The 19469-nt window shown below is 48.6% G+C and carries 17 protein-coding genes; 5 read left to right on the top strand and 12 right to left on the bottom strand.

Annotated elements, in window-relative coordinates; translation table 11 throughout:
• Window position 1: 1 nt before the first annotated feature.
• Together BM257_RS04330 and BM257_RS04335 are read right to left on the bottom strand one after the other, a co-directional pair.
• Window positions 2–958 carry a hypothetical protein gene (locus BM257_RS04330; RefSeq protein WP_143096744.1) on the bottom strand — a complete coding sequence of 319 codons (957 nt, stop codon included), beginning with the start codon at window positions 956–958 and terminating at the stop codon, window positions 2–4.
• Window positions 959–1221: 263 nt separating this feature from the next.
• Window positions 1222–1899, bottom strand: coding sequence for an MIP family channel protein (locus BM257_RS04335; RefSeq protein WP_092068752.1), 678 nt, complete (start codon window positions 1897–1899; stop codon window positions 1222–1224).
• A gap of 222 nt (window positions 1900–2121) precedes the next feature.
• On the opposite strand from BM257_RS04335, the gene BM257_RS04340 reads away from it, so the two are divergent.
• Together BM257_RS04340 and BM257_RS04345 are read left to right on the top strand one after the other, a co-directional pair.
• Window positions 2122–2550: a transcriptional repressor gene (locus BM257_RS04340; RefSeq protein WP_092068755.1), complete on the top strand. Its 429-nt coding sequence runs from the start codon at window positions 2122–2124 to the stop codon at window positions 2548–2550.
• A 46-nt stretch (window positions 2551–2596) separates the two neighbouring features.
• Complete coding sequence (locus BM257_RS04345) at window positions 2597–4024, top strand: glycoside hydrolase family 28 protein (protein ID WP_092068758.1); 1428 nt, start codon at window positions 2597–2599, stop codon at window positions 4022–4024.
• 3 nt (window positions 4025–4027) lie between these two features.
• Here BM257_RS04345 and BM257_RS04350 read toward each other — a convergent pair whose 3' ends face one another.
• From BM257_RS04350 to nadB, 7 genes are all read right to left on the bottom strand, one after another.
• On the bottom strand, window positions 4028–5293 hold the full coding sequence (locus tag BM257_RS04350; RefSeq protein WP_092068761.1) for a dihydrolipoyl dehydrogenase family protein: 1266 nt from the start codon (window positions 5291–5293) through the stop codon (window positions 4028–4030).
• Entirely contained in the window at window positions 5280–6692 is a 1413-nt protein-coding gene (gene gcvPB / locus BM257_RS04355) for an aminomethyl-transferring glycine dehydrogenase subunit GcvPB (protein ID WP_092068764.1), read from the bottom strand. Before gcvPB ends, BM257_RS04350 begins: the two co-directional genes overlap by 14 nt.
• Window positions 6689–8029, bottom strand: coding sequence for an aminomethyl-transferring glycine dehydrogenase subunit GcvPA (gcvPA, locus tag BM257_RS04360; protein ID WP_092068766.1), 1341 nt, complete (start codon window positions 8027–8029; stop codon window positions 6689–6691). Before gcvPA ends, gcvPB begins: the two co-directional genes overlap by 4 nt.
• Before the next feature lie 70 nt (window positions 8030–8099).
• A complete protein-coding gene (gene gcvH / locus BM257_RS04365) occupies window positions 8100–8480 on the bottom strand; it encodes a glycine cleavage system protein GcvH (protein ID WP_092068768.1) in 381 nt (126 codons plus the stop codon).
• A gap of 24 nt (window positions 8481–8504) precedes the next feature.
• Window positions 8505–9581, bottom strand: a complete 1077-nt coding sequence (gcvT, locus tag BM257_RS04370; protein ID WP_092069355.1) for a glycine cleavage system aminomethyltransferase GcvT — start codon at window positions 9579–9581, stop codon at window positions 8505–8507.
• Window positions 9553–10260, bottom strand: coding sequence for a lipoate--protein ligase family protein (locus BM257_RS04375; protein ID WP_092068771.1), 708 nt, complete (start codon window positions 10258–10260; stop codon window positions 9553–9555). Before BM257_RS04375 ends, gcvT begins: the two co-directional genes overlap by 29 nt.
• Window positions 10261–10752: 492 nt before the next feature.
• Window positions 10753–12342, bottom strand: a complete 1590-nt coding sequence (gene nadB / locus BM257_RS04380; RefSeq protein ID WP_092068774.1) for an L-aspartate oxidase — start codon at window positions 12340–12342, stop codon at window positions 10753–10755.
• A 90-nt stretch (window positions 12343–12432) separates the two neighbouring features.
• Here nadB and dacB point away from each other — a divergent pair, with 90 nt between their 5' ends.
• Both dacB and BM257_RS04390 read left to right on the top strand, forming a co-directional pair.
• Window positions 12433–13650 carry a D-alanyl-D-alanine carboxypeptidase/D-alanyl-D-alanine endopeptidase gene (gene dacB / locus BM257_RS04385; RefSeq protein ID WP_092068777.1) on the top strand — a complete coding sequence of 406 codons (1218 nt, stop codon included), beginning with the start codon at window positions 12433–12435 and terminating at the stop codon, window positions 13648–13650.
• Between the two features lies 1 nt (window position 13651).
• Window positions 13652–14761: a mechanosensitive ion channel family protein gene (locus tag BM257_RS04390; protein WP_369821299.1), complete on the top strand. Its 1110-nt coding sequence runs from the start codon at window positions 13652–13654 to the stop codon at window positions 14759–14761.
• Here BM257_RS04390 and BM257_RS04395 read toward each other — a convergent pair.
• From BM257_RS04395 to BM257_RS04405, 3 genes are all read right to left on the bottom strand, one after another.
• Window positions 14740–15459, bottom strand: coding sequence for a LytR/AlgR family response regulator transcription factor (locus BM257_RS04395; protein ID WP_092068780.1), 720 nt, complete (start codon window positions 15457–15459; stop codon window positions 14740–14742). The genes BM257_RS04390 and BM257_RS04395 overlap by 22 nt on opposite strands.
• On the bottom strand, window positions 15456–16508 hold the full coding sequence (locus BM257_RS04400; protein WP_092068783.1) for a sensor histidine kinase: 1053 nt from the start codon (window positions 16506–16508) through the stop codon (window positions 15456–15458). Before BM257_RS04400 ends, BM257_RS04395 begins: the two co-directional genes overlap by 4 nt.
• Window positions 16509–16572: 64 nt before the next feature.
• Entirely contained in the window at window positions 16573–19047 is a 2475-nt protein-coding gene (locus tag BM257_RS04405; protein ID WP_092068786.1) for a TonB-dependent receptor domain-containing protein, read from the bottom strand.
• Between the two features lie 133 nt (window positions 19048–19180).
• Here BM257_RS04405 and BM257_RS04410 point away from each other — a divergent pair, with 133 nt between their 5' ends.
• On the top strand, window positions 19181–19453 hold the full coding sequence (locus BM257_RS04410) for a TIGR03905 family TSCPD domain-containing protein (protein WP_092068789.1): 273 nt from the start codon (window positions 19181–19183) through the stop codon (window positions 19451–19453).
• Window positions 19454–19469: the final 16 nt, after the last annotated feature.

Below are 19469 nucleotides of genomic sequence, written 5' to 3' on the forward strand. Positions count from 1 at the left end.
TTTATTTCATAATAACCTTTTTCACACCATTGGCGGTCTTCACGAGGTTCACACCGGGACGGTAGTCTTTGACACGACGACCTGTCAGGTCATAGATCTCTTTTACGTCGTTGGCTGCCGCACCTGTTGCGACAGTCTGCTGAATACCTGTCGAGTTCTTTTTATAAAGGTATACACCGTCCAGTGCCAAAGCAGAGCCTTTCTGGGTAATGGTGATCTTCTTCATACCGGTATCTGGGTCAACAGCTCCAGCAGTGAATGCGGAAACGGTACCCTCATTGAACCCTACGTTAAAGATAATAGTTCCTGTAGGCTTGCTGAAGTCACACTCAAAACCATAGTCTCCGTCCGGGTCAAGAAGGTCCTTGATGGGGATATCCAGATAATACCACTTGTTGATAGTGGGGGCATTGCCGACACCAATTAAATCACCTGCAGCCTGACCAACTTCCTTGTTGACAACCAGTTTGATCTCACCACCCGTAGGACCGAAGGTGAACTTGAAGTTATTGGTGGCTGTCTCCGCACCAATGTTCATGAAACCGATATGCAGGATATGGTCCTCTGTGATACAAGAAAGGTTGTATGGCTGGCTCTTGGCACCGAAGTGACCTGCACCCCAGGCATAAAGAGGAGTCATGTCCAGTTTGGCGTCACCACCCCAGGAGTTGGTATGTGTATCCTCTATATCATATAATGTGAAGAGTGTTGGATCCCAGTCAGCAGTCCAGTAATAGAACTGGTTCTTCGTTCTTGTGGGATCGAGGTTCTGGTTAGACAGGATATTGCTGCCCATTGCCGTCACCTGTGCATCAGGGGCATAGATGACCACATAGTCTGTGCCCTTCGAAAAGTCAAAGCCTCCTGCCGGAGCCTCTGTAATGTACTGCGCACTTGCTGAAACGGTGGTCATCATCATGGCACCGATCATCATAGAAAACAAGTAATTCTTCTTCATAATCTTTTCAAGTTGTAGTTATTAATGTTTGTTCTATTTTTCGGTGGCAAAGGTATATAATAATATAAGGTGAAAAAAGGTCATATAACTCAAAAGGTGGACGAATGGAAAGGAAGTCGATACGTAAGTGTTTGTTATCCAACAGGATAACGAATGGGAGTGTCTTAAGAAAAGTGGATGTTATATAGAGGTGTAAATAAAACAATTATCCCGGTAAACAGGGGAGTTTACCGGGATAAATATGTTGTATAACAGGTTCTTGCTTATTTCTCTGTTGGCTCGATGACCTTCCATACAAGAGCGGCAAGTGCACCACCGACGAAAGGACCAACGATGAATACCCAGAGCTGAGCCAGTGCCTTGCCTCCCTCAAAGAGAGCAGGACCGATAGAGCGTGCCGGGTTCACAGAAGTACCTGTGTAGTTGATACCTACCAAGTGAATCAGAATCAGGGCGAGACCGATGGCAAGACCAGCGAAGTTGTTGGTGGCACCATTTGTCTTGGAGGTAGCACCTAATACTACAAGCACGAAGATAAAGGTCAATACGATCTCCGCGATCAGACCGTTCATCACATTCTCAGAAGCACAGGCATTGGCACCTGTTGCCGTACCACGAGCAAGACCTGGGTCTGTGGAAACGAGGAAAGCGAGCAGGGCTGCTGCGATGATAGCACCGATCACCTGGAAGACCATGTACATACCACAGTCCTTGGAGTTCATACGACCACTGAGGAACACACCGAGTGTGATGGCTGGGTTGATGTGGCAACCAGAGATTCCACCAATAGCATAAGCCATTGCCACTACAGAGAGACCGAAGGCAATAGCCGTTCCTACTACAGATGCTGTGTCAACACCACAGTTCAGGCTGACAGCGGCACCGCAGCCTAAGAATGTCAGTACAAATGTACCTACCATTTCAGCTAAATACTTTTTCATAATGTTTTTAGTTTAAGTGATTAAATTGTCTGTTAACTAAACGCAAAAGTAGTTATTTTATTTCACACTTGCAAGCATTCTTTATAATTAATGTGTCTTTTCCTGATTTTTTTCGTAACTTTGGCTTCGCCGAACTTACTTTGCACTCGGAAGAAAAAAGAATAAATTCTTTTTGTCCTTCTCTCGTTTTTTCGTAACTTTGTCCCCAGAATTGAAACAAAGATGCATCTGGATATTTCTGACGAGCAAGTATTGGATAATGCTGGCATCCGTGTCACAGCGGTTCGCCTGTTGATATGGCGGCAGATCCGTCATGGTTTTCATGATGCCTTTAGCCTGGGCGACCTGGAGGCGAAAATGCCCACTGTCGACCGTTCTACTTTGTTTCGTACACTCACCCTGCTCACGGAGGCACATCTGTTGCATGACATCGACGACGGCTCCGGCTCTCAGAAATACTGTGTCTGTCATTTAGATGACACCCGTCAGTGTGAGGGACATGTCCATCTGACCTGTCGGCAGTGTCATCGCACCTACTGTCTGACGAATGTACGCATCCCCTCTGTCCCGTTGCCTGCTGGTTTCGTTCAGGAGGAAACGGAGTATATTGTCAAGGGCATCTGTCCTGTATGTGCTGAGCGTCGTAAATGACGGCAGGATGTAAGAAAGGTTTTAAGTATTAACAAATCAAAATAAGATGAAAGTAAACAAATTACTTAACTTAATGGCTTTATGCCTGTTGTTTCCAGTCTCTATGGAAGCACAAGACTACTCAAAGTATTATCAGAATCTGCCCGTGGAGGTTAAGCAGGTCAGTTGTCCAGTCATTCCTGCCAATGAGGTTAACCTCAAGGATGTGGGGGGTGTCGGTGATGGCGTGACACTTAACACGGACGCTTTCAGCAAGGGCATCAGCAAACTTAACAAGCAGGGCGGTGGTCGTCTTGTTGTCCCAGAGGGTGTCTGGCTCACGGGTCCTATCTCCCTGAAAGACAACATCGAGTTGCATCTGGATAAGAACGCCTTGGTACTGTTCTCTTCTGATAAGTCGCTCTATGTTGACGCTAATGCTAAACCTGGCAGTCGTGTCAATGCCTGTGTCCGTGCCTCGAAGCGTAAGAACATCGCTATTACAGGTGAGGGTATCCTTGACGGTAACGGGGAGTATTGGCGTCCGGTGAAACGCAACAAGGTGAGTGATGTGGAATGGAATATCTTCAAAAAGGAAATAGGGGGCGTGGAGATGTCCAATGGTACCTTGTTCTATCCTTGGAACTCCGAGAATACCGCTGCCAATATCGCCGACACGCCTGAAAACCAGGAGAAGATGCGTAACGACTTGATTCGTTTTACGGATTGTGAGAACGTGCTCATCCAGGGTGTCACCGTACAGAACGCTCCTCGTTTCCATGTGCATCCCTGCTATTCCAAGAACGTCATTGTCGACGGTGTCACTGTCCGTTGTCCCTGGAATGCCCAGAATGGTGATGCCATCGACTTCAGTGATGTCAATATCGGACTGATCGTCAACTGTACTGTAGATGCCGGCGACGACGGAATCTGTATGAAGGGAGGCACTGTCAAACCAGCATCACCAGCTAATGGTTGTGAGGACATCGTTATCCAGGACAATACCGTGTTCCATGCTCATGGCGGTTTCGTGCTGGGTAGTGAGACCATCAGCGGTATGCGTCGTATCGTCGTGCGTCATAACCGTTTCAGCGGTACTGACACAGGACTGCGCTTCAAGAGTGGTATGAGCCGGGGTGGTAAGACGGAGAAGATGTATATCTCCGATATCATGATGACGGACATCAAGGATGAGGCGATCATCTTCCAGTGTGACTATGTCGACCGCCCTGCAGGGTCAGACCCTCACAAGGTGCCTACCTTCACGGAGGAACAGAAAAAGAAGGCTCCCTATTTCCAGGACATCCATATCTCGAATGTCGTCTGTCATGGAGCCTCTACAGGAATCAGTGCCAGTGGCATCCTCGGTCTTGACAATGTCCGTGATATAGATATCGAGAACACGACGATTGTCTATACCAATACTGACAAAAAGATTGACGAGCAGACAGCGAAGCTCCGTCTGAAGAATGTCAATCTGGTGAAGATGCCATAGCGTTTACTCCACTGCCGCTTTCAGAATCTCACTGAGGGTGGGGTGGATATGCACCATATCACGTAATTCAGAGCATGCAGTGTCCTTACACATGAGGACGCTGCATTCTTGTATCAGGTCAGCAGCATGGGCTCCATAGGCATGACAACCGATGATGCGGTCGTCTTTGTCAGCAAAGAGCTTGAGCATCCCCTCCGTCTCGTTCATCGCCAGCGCCTTGCCGTTGGCACGCCAGAAAGACTTCTTACAGATATATTCTATACCCTGTTCCTTTAACTGGTCTTCAGTAGGTCCTACACATGCTGCCTCTGGCTCTGTGAAGATAGCGGCAGGCATGATGTCGAAACGGATGCCGTCCTTCTTCCCGATAATCTGGTTGACGACATGTATCGCCTGCATCTCTGCGGCATGGGCAAGCATCTGTCTGCCATTGACATCACCGATGGCGAAGATTCTTGTCGCAATGGAATCGCAGCCTATGCAACGGAAGTTGTCATCGACGGGGATAGTGCCATTGGGGGCGAGGGTGATACCTGCCGCCTCCACGTTCAGTCCCTCTGTATTCGCCTTTCGCCCTGTTGCCATAAGGATCACGTCCGCATCAATGTCTTTGAGCGATTGTACGGCAGTCTTCATCTTAAACGTAATCCCCCGTTTCTCCAGAAGCTTACGTAGTCGTTTGGCGATGTCACAGTCAACCATCGGCAGACATTCCTTGAGGTATTCGATGACAGTGACCTCAGAGCCGAAACGGTTGAAGACACTGGCGAACTCCATGCCGATGACTCCGGCACCGATGATACATAACCGCTTGGGCAGTGTCTGGAGCTGTAGCAGTTCCGTGCTGGTCATAACTCTCGGGTCATGGATGTCGGGCAGTGGCAGGAGTCTGGCGCTGCTGCCTGTGGCAATGATGATATGCGGGGCGGTGATTGTTTCGTTTGTAACGATGCCATCGTTACATACTTGAATGGTCTGTGCATCGACGAAGGAGGCGGTGCCACGTACAAGGGTGATACCTGGAGCACTGAGAATCTGTTCCACACCACTGCGTAGTTGACTGACCACCTGTTGCTGTCGCCCGACAGCCTCCGCAAAGGTTGTACTATGCACATAGGTCTTGGTGGGGATACACCCACGATTCAGACAGGTGCCTCCTACCTCATCTTTCTCGATAATCACCACATGCAGTCCTTGCTTGGCTGCATATTCAGCGGCGCGGTAACCACCAGGTCCCGCGCCGATGATAATCAGGTCAGTTGTTGTCATGGATCATTTGTTTATATGTGACAATCGGATGCTTGGCGGCAAGCACGTCATCCACCCTTCCTATAGGTGTGTTATGAGGTGCTGACTTCACCTGGTCCGGATCATTCTTCGCCTCTTCAGCGATCTTCCGCATCACGGCAATGAAACCATCGATGGTGTCTTTCGACTCGTTCTCTGTCGGCTCTACCATGAGACTCTCATGGAAGAGCAGAGGGAAGTAGATGGTTGGCGCATGATAGCCATAGTCAAGAAGCCGTTTCGCGACATCCATTGTGGTGACCCCTGTCGACTTGTCCTTCAGTCCGTCGAAGACGAACTCATGTTTACATAGTCCGTCGATGGGCAGTTCATAGACATCCTTCAGACACTCCTTGATATAATTGGCATTGAGGGTGGCAAGTGGTCCCACCATCTTGACATTCTCCTTGCCAAGACTGAGGATGTAGGCATAGGCACGCATCACCACGGCGAAGTTACCACTCTCATAAGGACTGACGAAGGGCAGGAAAGACTCCAGTCCCTTGCGGACACCTACCGGTCCGCTGCCAGGTCCGCCACCACCATGAGGGGTGGAGAATGTCTTGTGCAGGTTGATGTGCATCACGTCGAAGCCCATGTCACCTGGACGACAGGCACCGAGCATCGGGTTAAGGTTAGCCCCATCGTAATACATCAGTCCGCCACAGTCGTGAATCATTTTGGCGATACGTGGAATGTCCCGTTCGAAGAGACCAAGGGTGTTGGGATTCGTCATCATCATGGCGGCGATGTTGGGTCCCTCTATAGCAACTAGTTTCTCCAGGTCCTCTAGGTCTACCAGACCATCTTTTGTTGACTTCACCTCTAAGATCTCCAGTCCGCAGACAGCAGCGGAGGCAGGGTTAGTGCCGTGTGCCGAGTCAGGGACAATGACTTTCGTACGGGTCTCGTCACCCCTTGACTCATGATAGCCACGGATGACCATCAAACCCGTCAGTTCTCCATGAGCACCAGCAAAGGGCTTGAGGGTGAAAGCTGCCAGACCTGTCAGTTCACAGAGTGCTTTCTTTACCAAGGTGCATACCGCCTGGGCACCCCGTGTCGTCTCTGCAGGCTGCATAGGATGCAGGTTAGTGAATTGTGGCAATGCCGCCATCTCCTCATTAATCTTAGGATTATACTTCATCGTGCAAGAGCCCAAAGGGTAGAAGCCGTTATCTACACCGAAATTGTTGGCTGAGAGGTTGGTGTAATGACGCACCACCGTCATCTCGTCACATTCCGGCAACTCAGCAGGCTCCTGGCGTTGCATGCTTGCAGGTATCTCATAATTGCCAAAGCGGTTCTTAGGCAGGGAATATCCCTTACGTCCTTCCTTCGAGAGTTCGAAGATCAGGTTTCCATATAGTCTGTTGTTCATGGCATCTCCTCCATAATTTGTCTGATGGTATCCACCAGTTCGTCAATCTCTTCCTTCGTACGCTGTTCCGTGACAGCGAGCATCAGGGTATGGTCGTTGATCTTCACACCGGCGAGGAATCCTTCTTCCACACAGGCTTTCAAGAGTATGTCCACCTCCTTGTCGCAGGTGATACAGAACTCATTGAAGAACGGTTGTTCGTAGGTAAGTCGGAAAGATCCTGTCCTCTGTAACTCGTCGCAGAGATAATGAGCCCCGGCATACGACAGCTTCGCAGCATCTCTGAGTCCCTCCTTACCCATCAACGACAGGTATACGGTCACCCATAATGCCATGAGACTCTGGTTGGAGCAGATGTTCGAGGTTGCCTTCTGACGACGGATATGCTGTTCACGAGCCTGCAGTGTCAGTACGAAGGCACGTTGTCCACGATTGTCCTTCGTCATGCCGACGATGCGTCCCGGCATCTTTCTTATCAGTTTCTCCGTGCAGCACATATAACCGACGTACGGACCTCCCCACTGCATGGGAATACCTAATGACTGTCCGTCGCCCACAGCAATATCTGCTCCCCACTCTCCTGGTGTCTTGAGGACGGCAAGGTCAGCGGCGACACAGTCCATGATGAAGAGTCCTTTCTGCTCATGGATAGTGTCAGCATAATCACTATAGTCCTCGACGACACCATAGTAGTTTGGTTGTTGTACGAGGACACCTGCGACCTTCCCCTGGTATTGGGACAACAGGTCGTTGAGGTGTGTCTGATCAGTGGTACCATCCTTTTGACGGATCATCTCAATTTTGATACCATGGAAGTGGGCATAGGTCTCTATCACCTTCAGTGTCTTCGGGTCTATCGTCTCACTGATGAGTACAGTATCCTGTTTCTTTCCAGCGGCGACAGCCATCATTACCGCCTCTGCGGCAGCCGTCGTCCCATCATACATCGACGCATTGGAGATATCCATGCCTGTCAGCTCAGCCATCATCGACTGGTATTCGAAGATATAGTGCAGTGTACCTTGAGAGATCTCCGCCTGATAGGGAGTGTAGCTTGTCAGGAACTCCGAGCGGCTGAGCAGGTTGGGGATGGCGGCAGGGGTGTAATGGTCATAGACACCAGCACCAGCAAAACATCGGAGTTGCTCGTTCTGACTTCCGAGTTGCTCGAACAACTGGCGCACCTCTACCTCGCTCATCTGCTCAGGCAACTGGTAGTCACCTTTGAAGCGGATCTCGTCAGGTACCTCCGCATAGAGGTCGTCGAGGTTCTTCACCCCGACTTTCTCCATCATTACCTGTAAATCCTCCTCGGTATGAGGGAAATATTTAAACATAGTCGTCATATCGTAATGTCGTCATATCGAGATATCGAAATTCCGAAATGTCGTTATCTCGAAAAATTAATCACTTCTCGCAGAAGGCAGCGTATGCCTTGGCGTCCATCAGGTTGTCGAGCTCACTCTTGTCACTGATCTCCACCTTGATGATCCAGTTGGCGAAAGCATCCTGGTTGACCAACTCAGGTTGGTCGTCCAATGCCTCATTCACCTCTAACACAATGCCACTGACCGGAGAGATCAGGTCGCTTGCCGCCTTGACACTCTCCACGGCACCAAACTCCTCACCAGCCTTTACCTCGTCATCCACATCCGGCATGTCAACATAGACGACATTACCCAATGCGTTCTGTGCATAGTCGGTGATACCAATGAAACCAATGTTTCCTTCTACTTTTACAAACTCGTGTGACTCGCTGTAATAGAGTCCTTCAATAACTTTTGCCATAATATTAAATAGGTTTATTAGAGATTACTTCTTATAGTGCTTGTCATAGAAACGCTTCTTGCAGACAGTTCCTGGGAAAGTCTTTTTGCGGATCTGTATCTCCACAGGAGTGTCGAGGGCAGCATACTGACTGTCTATCAGTGCCATGCAGACACTCTTGTCGGTGGAGATGGTATGGTAACCTGTTGTGACCTCGCCAATCACGTTGCCGTCTTTCAGAACGCTATACCCATGACGGGGTATCGCCTTGTCGTGTAACTCGATGCCTACCAGTTTCTTGGGCGCACCCTCCACCTTCTGCTTGGCAAGAGCCTCCTTGCCGATGAACTCCTCCTTGTCGAGTTTGACGAAGATACCCAGTCCCGCCATGATGGGGGTGATGGTCTCTGAAAGCTCGTCGCCATAGAGAGGTAGTCCCACCTCGAAGCGTAAGGTGTCACGGCACCCCAGTCCACAAGGTTTGATACCTGCAGCCATCAGCTTGTCCCAGTACTCGTTGATATTGTCTGCTGAGGCATAGACCTCAAAGCCGTCCTCCCCGGTATAGCCTGTTCGGGATACGATCACATCCCCGATGGTCTTGAAGGTATAGAAAGCAAGCTCCTTGCAGGCGATACCCAGTATCTGTTCCATCACCTGTTCTGCCTCAGGACCTTGGATGGCAAGTTCTCCATATTGGTCGCTCTGGTGCTCCAATGTCACCTCAAAACCGTCAGCCTGTTGCTGGATCCATGCCCAGTCCTTGTCGATATTCGAGGCATTGATGACGAGGAAGAAACGGTCGTCAGCTACTTTATACACCAGCAGGTCGTCTACGACCCCGCCGTCCTCGTAGCACATCATCCCATAAAGGATTTTCCCAAGAGGAATTCCTCGTACGTCATTGGTGAAGATGTGGTTGACATAACGTTCGGCATCCTTGCCAGTGACGAGGACCTCTCCCATGTGGGAGACATCAAAGACACCACAATGCTGACGGACAGCCTGGTGCTCGTCTATGATATTCGAATATTGGATAGGCATGTCGAAGCCTCCAAAGGGTGAGATGAGTGCTCCAAGAGCTACGTGTTTGTCATATAGACAGGTTCTTTTGTTTTCCATCATATTCTGTTTCTAAATGTTCTATTGCTGTAATGTCATCGCTTGTCAATAGTAGTTCTCCGTTACAGAGTGTCTGTCGAATCAGTGCCTTTACTTCTTCGCAGGAGAGATTGACATGGTCTTTAAGTAATGTGATGCGTTGTCGTACACTCTTGATACCTTTTGCTTCAAGCTTCTCAACGCCTGGTGTGATGGCGTTCAACATATTCTCCATGTTTGTGTCATAGAGTAACGTGCTGTGTATGATATTTCGTCCACTGAGGTGATAACAGGCAGTCCCACAGACTTTCCTGTCTCCGATCATGATGTCGTTATGAGTGGTTCCGACAGCCTCAATACCCATCTTCCTGAAAAGGAGCAATAACATGTTGACGAAACGGTTGAAGGCCTGTCCCACATGCGTCTCAGAGGAGATATACGAAAGCATGATATTATCCATGTCAGCATATACACAACCGCCACCACTCTTCCGTTGTACAACTTGAATACCATGTTGTTGACAGTAAGCTATGTTGACTTCGTTCTCCATCTGTTGGTTGCGTCCGAAAATGACAGTCGGCTCTACCTGCCACATGAAGAAACAATCGTCCGCCTCTACCTGTCTTGCCACGTATTCCTCCATGGCAAGGTAGAAAGACAGCCTCCTCACTTGTTTGTCAGGTAGTGCGATGTATAGCATAGATAATAGTTTTAGGTTTTATGCATATTTTTTGCAAAGATAATGAAAATCGAGTGCAGAACAAAATAAAATGATTTATTTTTTATACCCAGATGTATCTTAAATTTTGTGTGTAAAGAAAACTTATCGAAAAACGTGTATGGAATTTTGCTCCTTCTAGGATTGGAAAAGGCAAAAAACAGGGGTGGAAGGGGTGGATTTGGAGGAAGGTGCCGCCTTCGAGGTGGTTTGTCGGTACCTTCTTACCCTTTAGGTGCCGCCTTCTTACTCGTTTAGTGCCGCCTACTAACAGGTAAAACAAGCCTTGGAACACCTCTTTTCAGGCATTATAATCACGTTTTCGAAGACTAAAAACAACCGCAGAATCATTAAGCGTTTGATAGTCAACGGTTTATGATAACCCTCGTAGTTTTGCGTATTTGAGTCCGAGTTGGGACTTGATGGATTTTACGCAAAACTACAGAGTTGTTTTGTTAAAATGTTTCATGTTAGCTACTTCTTGTCGTAGGCATGCAGGGGATAGTCAGTCGTAAAGTGCAGACCACGGCACTCCTTACGCTCCAATGCCCAGCGGGTGATGAGATAGCCGACATTGATCATGTTACGGAGCTCACAGATGTCACGACTTGCCTTCACACGTTTGAAGAGACGCTCTGTCTCCTCATAGAGCATGTCGAGACGGTCCCAGGCACGATGCAGGCGTAGGTCGCTGCGTACGATACCTACATAGTTGGACATAATCTGTGCCACCTCCTTGACCGACTGTGTGATCAGCACCTTCTCCTCGTTGGTCATCGTTCCCTCGTCATTCCACTCAGGCACCTCCGTATTGAAGTCATACTCGTCAATATGCTGCAAAGAGTGCTTGGCAGCAGCATCGGCATAGACCACAGCCTCGATGAGAGAGTTAGAGGCAAGACGGTTGCCACCATGCAGACCTGTGCAGGAGCACTCACCAAGGGCATAGAGTCGTTCGATAGACGACTGTCCGTTGAGGTCTACCTTGATACCACCACACATATAGTGGGCAGCAGGACGAACTGGGATATAGTCGGTGGTGATGTCAATACCCATACTAAGACATTTCTGGTAGATATTGGGGAAGTGATGACGTGTCTCCTCGGCAGGCTTGTGGGTCACGTCGAGACAGACATGGTCGATACCATGTATCTTCATCTCCTTGTCGATAGCACGAGCCACGATATCACGGGGGGCCAGCGACAGACGCTCATCATATTTCTCCATAAAGGTCTCGCCATTGGGTAGTTTCAGAATACCGCCATAGCCACGCATCGCCTCTGTGATGAGGTAAGCAGGGTGCGTCTCATTAGGGTTGTGCAAGACAGTAGGATGGAACTGTACGAACTCCATGTCTGCCACCGTTCCCTTGGCACGATAGACCATCGCGATACCATCACCTGTGGCAATAACAGGGTTCGAGGTGGTAAGATAAACGGCACCACAACCACCTGTGCACATCACAGTGACCTTGGCGAGATAGGTGTCCACCTTGGGTTTGTTGGGGTTGAGGACATAAGCGCCATAGCACTGGATATGTGGAGAGCGGCGGGTCACACGGACACCCAGATGGTGCTGGGTGATGATCTCCACAGCGAAATGGTTTTCTTTCACCTCGATGTTGGGATGACTACGCACAGCCTCCATCAGTCCACGCTGAATCTCCGCACCAGTGTCGTCAGCATGGTGGAGAATGCGGAACTCAGAGTGTCCGCCCTCACGATGCAAGTCGAAGTCGCCTTTCTCGTTCTTGTCGAAGTTTACACCCCAATTGACGAGTTCCTGGATCTGCTCAGGAGCATTGCGTACCACCTGCTCCACCGCCTTGCGGTCGGAGATATAGTCACCAGCGATAATCGTGTCGGCGATATGCTTGTCGAAGGTATCTACCTTCAGATTGGTGACACTTGCCACACCACCTTGTGCAAACGAGGTGTTCGCCTCGTCCAAGGAAGTCTTGCAGATTAAACACACCTTACCTTTGTTGGCACGGGCAATCTTCAGGGCGTAGCTCATACCAGCCACCCCGGCGCCTATAATCAGAAAATCGTACTTGTAAACCATTGTAGTAGTAAATTATGTTGCAAAGATACGAAATAATTGATAATTGGCAATTGATAATTGATAATTATTTTGTATTTTTGCGCATTGATTATGAGCAGACTCAAGATTATATTTCTATTATTAATGGCTTCCGTCAGTGTGATGGCACAAACGGAAGAGGTGGATACCCTTGGTGTGGATAGTGTGGATGTGGCATTGCCGTGGCCTCAGAATATCCAGTACAGACTTGACTCGCTGATGCAGTCGAAATTGTTAGAGACCTCTATGGTTGGCATGATCGTCTACGACTTGACGGCAGACTCTATATTATATAAGGTGAACGAGCGACAGGCATTGCGTCCTGCCTCCACCATGAAACTCGTCACTGCCATCACGGCACTCGACCGTCTGGGCGGCTCCTATCAGTTCCGTACCCAGCTTTACCATACAGGCAGCATAGAGGAGAATACCCTTAAAGGTGACCTCTACTGTGTGGGAGGCTTCGATCCTGCTTTTAATGGTGACGACCTGCGTGCCTTCGTGGAGAGTGTGCATCAGATGGGTATCGATACCATTTGCGGACGTGTCGTTGCCGATCTCTCGATGAAGGATGCTGACCTGTTGGGAGAGGGATGGTGCTGGGATGATGATAACCCGAAACTCTCTCCCTTGTCTATCGGACGTGACATTGAGTTCCTTGACCGTTTTGTGAAGAAGCTGTCGGAGGATAGTATTGTCTTTGCTGGCATAAGACTCTCCAACAGCAGTCTGCCGAACGATGCCCGTATCCTTTGTACTCGTACTCATACGATGGATCAGATTTTGCAACGGATGATGAAGGTCAGTGACAACTTCTATGCCGAGGCGATGTTCTACCAACTCGGTGCCGCCATTGGTCGTCGTCCTGCTAAGGCGAAGGATGCCGCTAGTGTGGTCAAACAGCTCATCCAGAAGGTGGGGAACGGCAAGAATCCTTACCGTGTGGCTGACGGCAGTGGATTATCGCTTTATAATTATGTGACCCCGGAACTGGAGATGCGTCTGCTCCGTTATGCCTATCGTAACTCACAGATCTATCAGCACCTGTTGCCCTCACTGCCCATAGCAGGACGTGACGGCACACTGAAGACTCGTATGAAAGGAACCTTTGCCGAGGAGAATGTGAAGGCGAAGACTGGGACAGTGACGGGTGTTTCGGCACTTGCCGGCTATTGTACGGCAGCAAACGGTCACCAGTTGTGTTTCTCCATTATTAACCAAGGTATTATGAAGTCTGACCCTGGACGTAACTTCCAGGATAAGGTTTGTAATGCCCTCTGTGCTCCCTGAGATGATGAATGAGATAAAGAATTTCGTAGAGCTGTTGCTCATACAGACAGGACTGCCCTTGGAGTTGGTATCTCTGGCTCGTCATGTCGTTCTGGTTGTTGGTGCCATCTTGTTGGCTTGGTTTGTGGGATGGCTATTTAAGTTGTTGATTCCATGGGTCATCAAACTGACACGGCGGACAGAGACGAAGTGGGATGACGTGGTGTTTAATGAGCAGGTGCTCCGGGCTGCCTGTCAGATCGTTCCTGCTATCGTCGTCTGGATGTTGCTGCCTTCTGTCTTTGATGAGTATGCCACTACTCATGAGGTGCTGGCACGTCTGACGGCTATCTATATCACAGTGATGAGTGTCCGGTTGGTGGGTAAGATGATTGACTCGCTGAAACTATTGGATAGTGAAAAGCGGACAGCCAAGCAACAATATATGTATACTCTTTGTGGGGTATTGAAGGTCATTATGTATTTCGTCGCTACCATTATCGTGATTGCTATTGTCATCGATAAAGACCCGTCAACCTTGTTGGCAGGACTTGGTGCTGCGTCCGCCATAATGATGTTGGCATTCCAGGATACGATCAAAGGACTGGTGGCAGGTATCCGCCTTACTTCTAATGATATGGTCCGTGTCGGCGACCGCATCACTGTGCCATCGGCAGGAGCTGACGGTATGGTGGAGGAGATTACGCTGACCACGGTCAAAGTGCGTAACTTCGATAATACTATCATCACGGTTACACCACAGACCTTGGTAGACGGTTCTTTCCAGAACTGGAAGGGTATGACGGAGAATATGGGGCGCAGGGCTGTCAGAAAGGTGTTTATCGACTTCCGTTCCCTGACACTTGACGAGGAGGGTGTCCCTAATCTGACACGCTATCGTGAACACATGGAACAATGGCTCTCCCAACAGGAAAAGGTTCTTGCGGACAAACCTATCCTGGTCCACCAGTTGGATGCTACTCCCACAGGCTTACCTGTAGAGTTCTTGTTCTGGTTGAAAGTACAGGATGCCCTTCCTTATGAGCATGCTATCTCTGAGATCATGGAATATGCCTATGCGGAGGCAGCGGCTTTCGGTCTTCGTATCTATCAGCAGTTTCCTGAGCAATAATTCTCAAAAGCCTCCCGGTAGGCATCGGTGACACGGATAATCTCATCACCGATATAGACACAGAGGTTACGGTCGACCGTTCGTATCTTATCCAGTCGGACGATATACGAGCGGTTGATACGCATAAATGTATCGGTGGGTAATGTGTCCTCTACCGCTTTCATCGTCATGTGGGTGGTCAGCGGATGTGACTCACCCTCCACATGGAAACGCACATAGTCTTTCATCCCTTCTACATATAAGATATGTTCAAAGTTCACCTGTCGCAGTTCTCCGTCCACGCGAATGAACATGGTCTTCTTGGGTGAACCCTCTACGTTCTCAACTTTTGACTCTAAGCTAATCAGTCGCTCTGCTTTCTCCACAGCAGCGATGAATTTGTTATAGCGAATGGGTTTCAACAGGAAGTCGACAGCGTTCACCTCATAACTCTCAAAGGCATATTCCTTGAAAGCGGTCGTGAAGATGATCTTGGTACCTTCTGGCAGCATGTGTGACAGTTCCATACCATTCAAGTCGGGCATCTGGATGTCCATGAAGGCAAGGTTGACAGGATGCTCTTTCAGCCAGGTCAGTGCCTCTACGGAATCGGTAAAGGAATGCTCCAACTGGAGTTGGGGTGTTCTTGTAACGAACGATTCCAACAACTTGACGGCAAGGGGCTCGTCATCGACGATGATGCAGGTGATAGGACTCATAGCTGGATGGTGACTTTAACGTGATAGATGTTATCTTGCAGGGATTGCTCCCATGTGTATTTGTCTTTGTAAATGAGTTCCAAGCGACGCTTGGTGTTCTCTATACCAATCCCTGATCCGCTGCGGTTCTGCTCGTCCTTCGGGTAGTTGGTGTTCTCACAGATAAAGGTCAGAAGGTGGTCATCAGTTGTCAAAGTGATATTGATACGGGAGTCCCGTCCACTGCTGACTCCGTGTTTGAAGGCATTCTCAATCAGTGAGATAAAGAGGAGGGGAGCTACCTCTAGTTGAGCGTTGAATGTTGAGAGTTGAGCGAGAACTTCTGTCCGCTCGTTGCAGCGTAGCCGCATCAGGTCGATATAGTTCTGCATGAATTCCACTTCCCCCTTTAGTGGAACAGTCTCATGACGGGTCTCGTACATCGCATAGCGCAACAGGTCGCTTAGTTGGGCGATGGAGTCCTGTGCCTGATCAGCGTCAATCTGTACGAGTGATGAGATATTATTCAGGGTGTTGAAGAGGAAATGGGGGTTCAGCTGATTCTTCAACCATTCCAATTCTGCCTCCGTATGTTTTTGTTTCTCCTCTGCCAGTTGTCGTTTGATTTCCTTGGTCCTGACTAAGTGATGAACCAGTAGGGCAAGTCCTGCCAAGGCAACATATACGAATAGGAAGAAAACGGTGGAGGCATAGTAGCCTATAAGCGTTGCTTTCTTAAATTGCTCATTGGGCTGCATGTCCATGATGGTTTGTGGGTCCACAGAGAAATAGTGCCATGCGGTACCACAAAGGAATAGAAAATTGACAAGGAAGAACAACCATCGTCTGTTACGATAGTAACAAAGAGGTATCAGTATACAGAAATTCGCGAAGTAGACGCCGGCGGGCATGGCGATAATCCTTATTGAGTACATCATAGCATGGTAGGAATCCTGCCAGTTATGTGTACTGAAAAACGTAGTGATGGCGGGTACCAGCATCAGTACCAGCCACACTACGATTTGTATTCCCAGCAATTCAAGGTCGCGTCTTGTGAAATGTATTTTCATTGCTGCAAAAGTACGAAAAAGATTTTAATAATCACTCAAAACTCTCAACTATTAGCTCTATGCGTTATTGTTGTCCCATCTGGGCACTATTGATAGTCTCACTCTGGCTCTGGTGCTCGATATAGTCATTCTCTACACGGCTCTGGTGCTGGCGGAACTGTTTCTTGGTATTACCGAAGTTATAGGCGATGCTGAAGGAAAAACTCTGCATAGGCACTTTGATCTGCATATGGTTGGTGAAATCTTTGCCGTGTGAGTAGTTCTCGATATTCAGTTTACTGCCATTGCCAATACCTGTCATTCCAGACAAAGTGAGGGTCAGCTTGTCGTCGAAGAAGTTCTTGGAGATATTTGCAGTCAGGATGTTGAAACCGGTACTCCATCCCTGTAGGTTGTATCTCTTGGTGGAGGTAATCAGGTAGGCACCGAGTTTGAAGTTGGCTGGTAGTGTCTGCTGGAGTCCAACCATAGCATTGGCATGCCATCCGTTATTCTTCAGGTCAAGAGCTTTTGAGCGCATGTCGCTATAGTCTATGCCACCATTGAGGAAGATACGCATGTTCTTATGCAACAACCAGTTGGCATATACGTTGAGGCTGGTCACATGATTTTTTGCAGTATTGTCATAGGTGGTGTTTAACAGGTTGTTGTCGTCATAGAAGGAGAATTGTTCGATGGCGTTATCCGTAAAACTATGACGTAGGTTGACGTTGAGCATCAGTTTGGAAGAGAAGGTATTGAATACCAGTCCGATGTTGTGCAACTTCTCTGTGTCCAAATTAGGATTACCATAGGTCAGTGCCGTAGGATTAGAGCGGTCTACGTAAGGGTTCAGGTAGCTGATACCAGGACGTGAGATACGCATGTTGTAAGTCAGTCCGATGTTTGTGGTGGGAGCGAAGTTATAGGTCAGACTGGCGGATGGAACCAGATTGCCATAGTTCGTTTTAAAATCAGCTCCGTTACCCAGACGGTAAGCGACGTTCTGCCATGTCTGCTCATAGCGCAGTCCAGCTTTAGTTCCCCATTTCCCAAATTTACTGACGAACTCGGCATAGCCGGCGAGGATGCTGTTTTTGTAGTCGTATTCCGAGCTAAGTTCCTCAGCATAGACATCAGCGAGATAATACAAAGCCTCAGAAGTTGCCTTACGATGGCTGAACTTCAAACCGGCATTCAATGTATTGTTTTTGCCTAATGGAGTGGTGTAGTCTGCTTGGAAAATATGGTCTGTGGTGCGCTCCTCATTATCAGAATAACGGTCAGTAAGATCTATCCAAGTGTTTTGTGTATCGGTCAGGTCGAACTTATTATCCATCTTATTATTGGTGGGCGCATATGTCAATTGGTAAGTCAGTGTCAGACTGCTGGTGCGCGCTTTGTTAAGGAAACGCTGGTAGTCAATACTCCCATTGAAGGAGGTACGGCTCATCTTCATGTCGGTAGTGGTGCCGTAAAAATAGCCGTTGCCATAAATACCACCGCCCATATTGGTCGTGCTATAACCATTGTTCTTCACATGGAAGGAGGTGATACCCGCAGTCAGTCCTAAGGTACTCATCGAGTCTACCTCATAGCTCATCGTCAGGTTACCCATCGTAAAGGGTGTTTTGGGTTTGGAGGTGGATGATGTAGTCATCGTGGATGACACAGCACCAATCTGCTCCCGTTCCATCGTTGTTACGGTCTCACCAGGATTCGAGTGATTATACATAGCGTTGGCACTAAACGACAGCTTGCCCTTCTGTCCACTGACAAAGGCACTGCCGCCCCAGCTTTTATTACCAACTTGGGCACGGATATTACCATTGTAACCATCCATGCTGCCACCACCCATCGCAGTTGCTGCCTCTTTGTTCATGACGATATTCAGGACTCCGGCACCACCCTCTGCATCATACTTGGCACCAGGGTTGGTGACTACCTCAATGTTCTTTACCATTGAGGCAGGCATTGCCTTGAAGACCTGACTAGGTGCTGACGACATCATCATATTAGGCTTTCCGTCCACATATACCTTGAAGGAGGTGGAGCCGTTGACGGAGATATTATCCTCGCCGTCAACAGTCACCATAGGTACTTTGCGTAACATGTCCAGCACGGTGGATGCCTTGGAGTCGGCATCCTCCTGTACATTATATGACATCTTATCGACTTCCATTTTAACCAAAGGCTTCTGGGCGACAATCTCTACGCCTTGCAGCATCTGGGCATCCTCACTGATAAGGATGGTGCCAAGGTCTATCTTCTGCTCTTTACCTAAAGTGATCTGTCGTACAGCATCACGTTTGCCAACGCTGCTTAACTGTACTATATACTTCCCGCTGCCACTGACCTCCTGGCGGAAACGTCCTTCCAGGTCTGTCAGTCCCATAGCGGCAGGCTTCTGTTGCTTGCCAGCCTTGAAGATACGAACAGTGGCATAAGGCTCTGCTTCTTGGAGGGTAGAGTCAACGAGTATTCCCGTGATAACAGTTTTCTGAGCCATTACCAGTGTGGCGAAGAGACTCATCATGATGGTGAAGATTACTTTTTTCATGTTCTATTTCTTTTTTGTTCTTATTTCTGACGCAAAGGTAGGCATAATAACTACATGTACCAAACCGCTTTCGACGAAATAACCCCTGTCTTTCGACCAAATTCAGGAAAAAAGTTGTATCTTTGCCTGCGATATGAAAACAAAACACGTACAATACGAGACACACGGCACCTGTTCAAAGATGATTGACGTGACTGCCGACGAGAACAACGTTATCCAACAAGTATTCTTCCTTGGAGGCTGTAATGGTAACCTTCAGGGAATCAGTCAACTGGTAAAAGGACAACGCATTGAAGATGTGATTCCTAAAATCAACGGCATTCGTTGTGGAGCCAAAGGCACATCTTGCCCCGATCAGCTTTGTCGCGCTTTGGAGCAATTGAGGAACGCACCATTAGAAGACTAATATCTCGGACAGGAGT

It is taken from the genome of Prevotella sp. tf2-5, from assembly GCF_900115435.1.
GTDB lineage: Bacteria > Bacteroidota > Bacteroidia > Bacteroidales > Bacteroidaceae > Prevotella.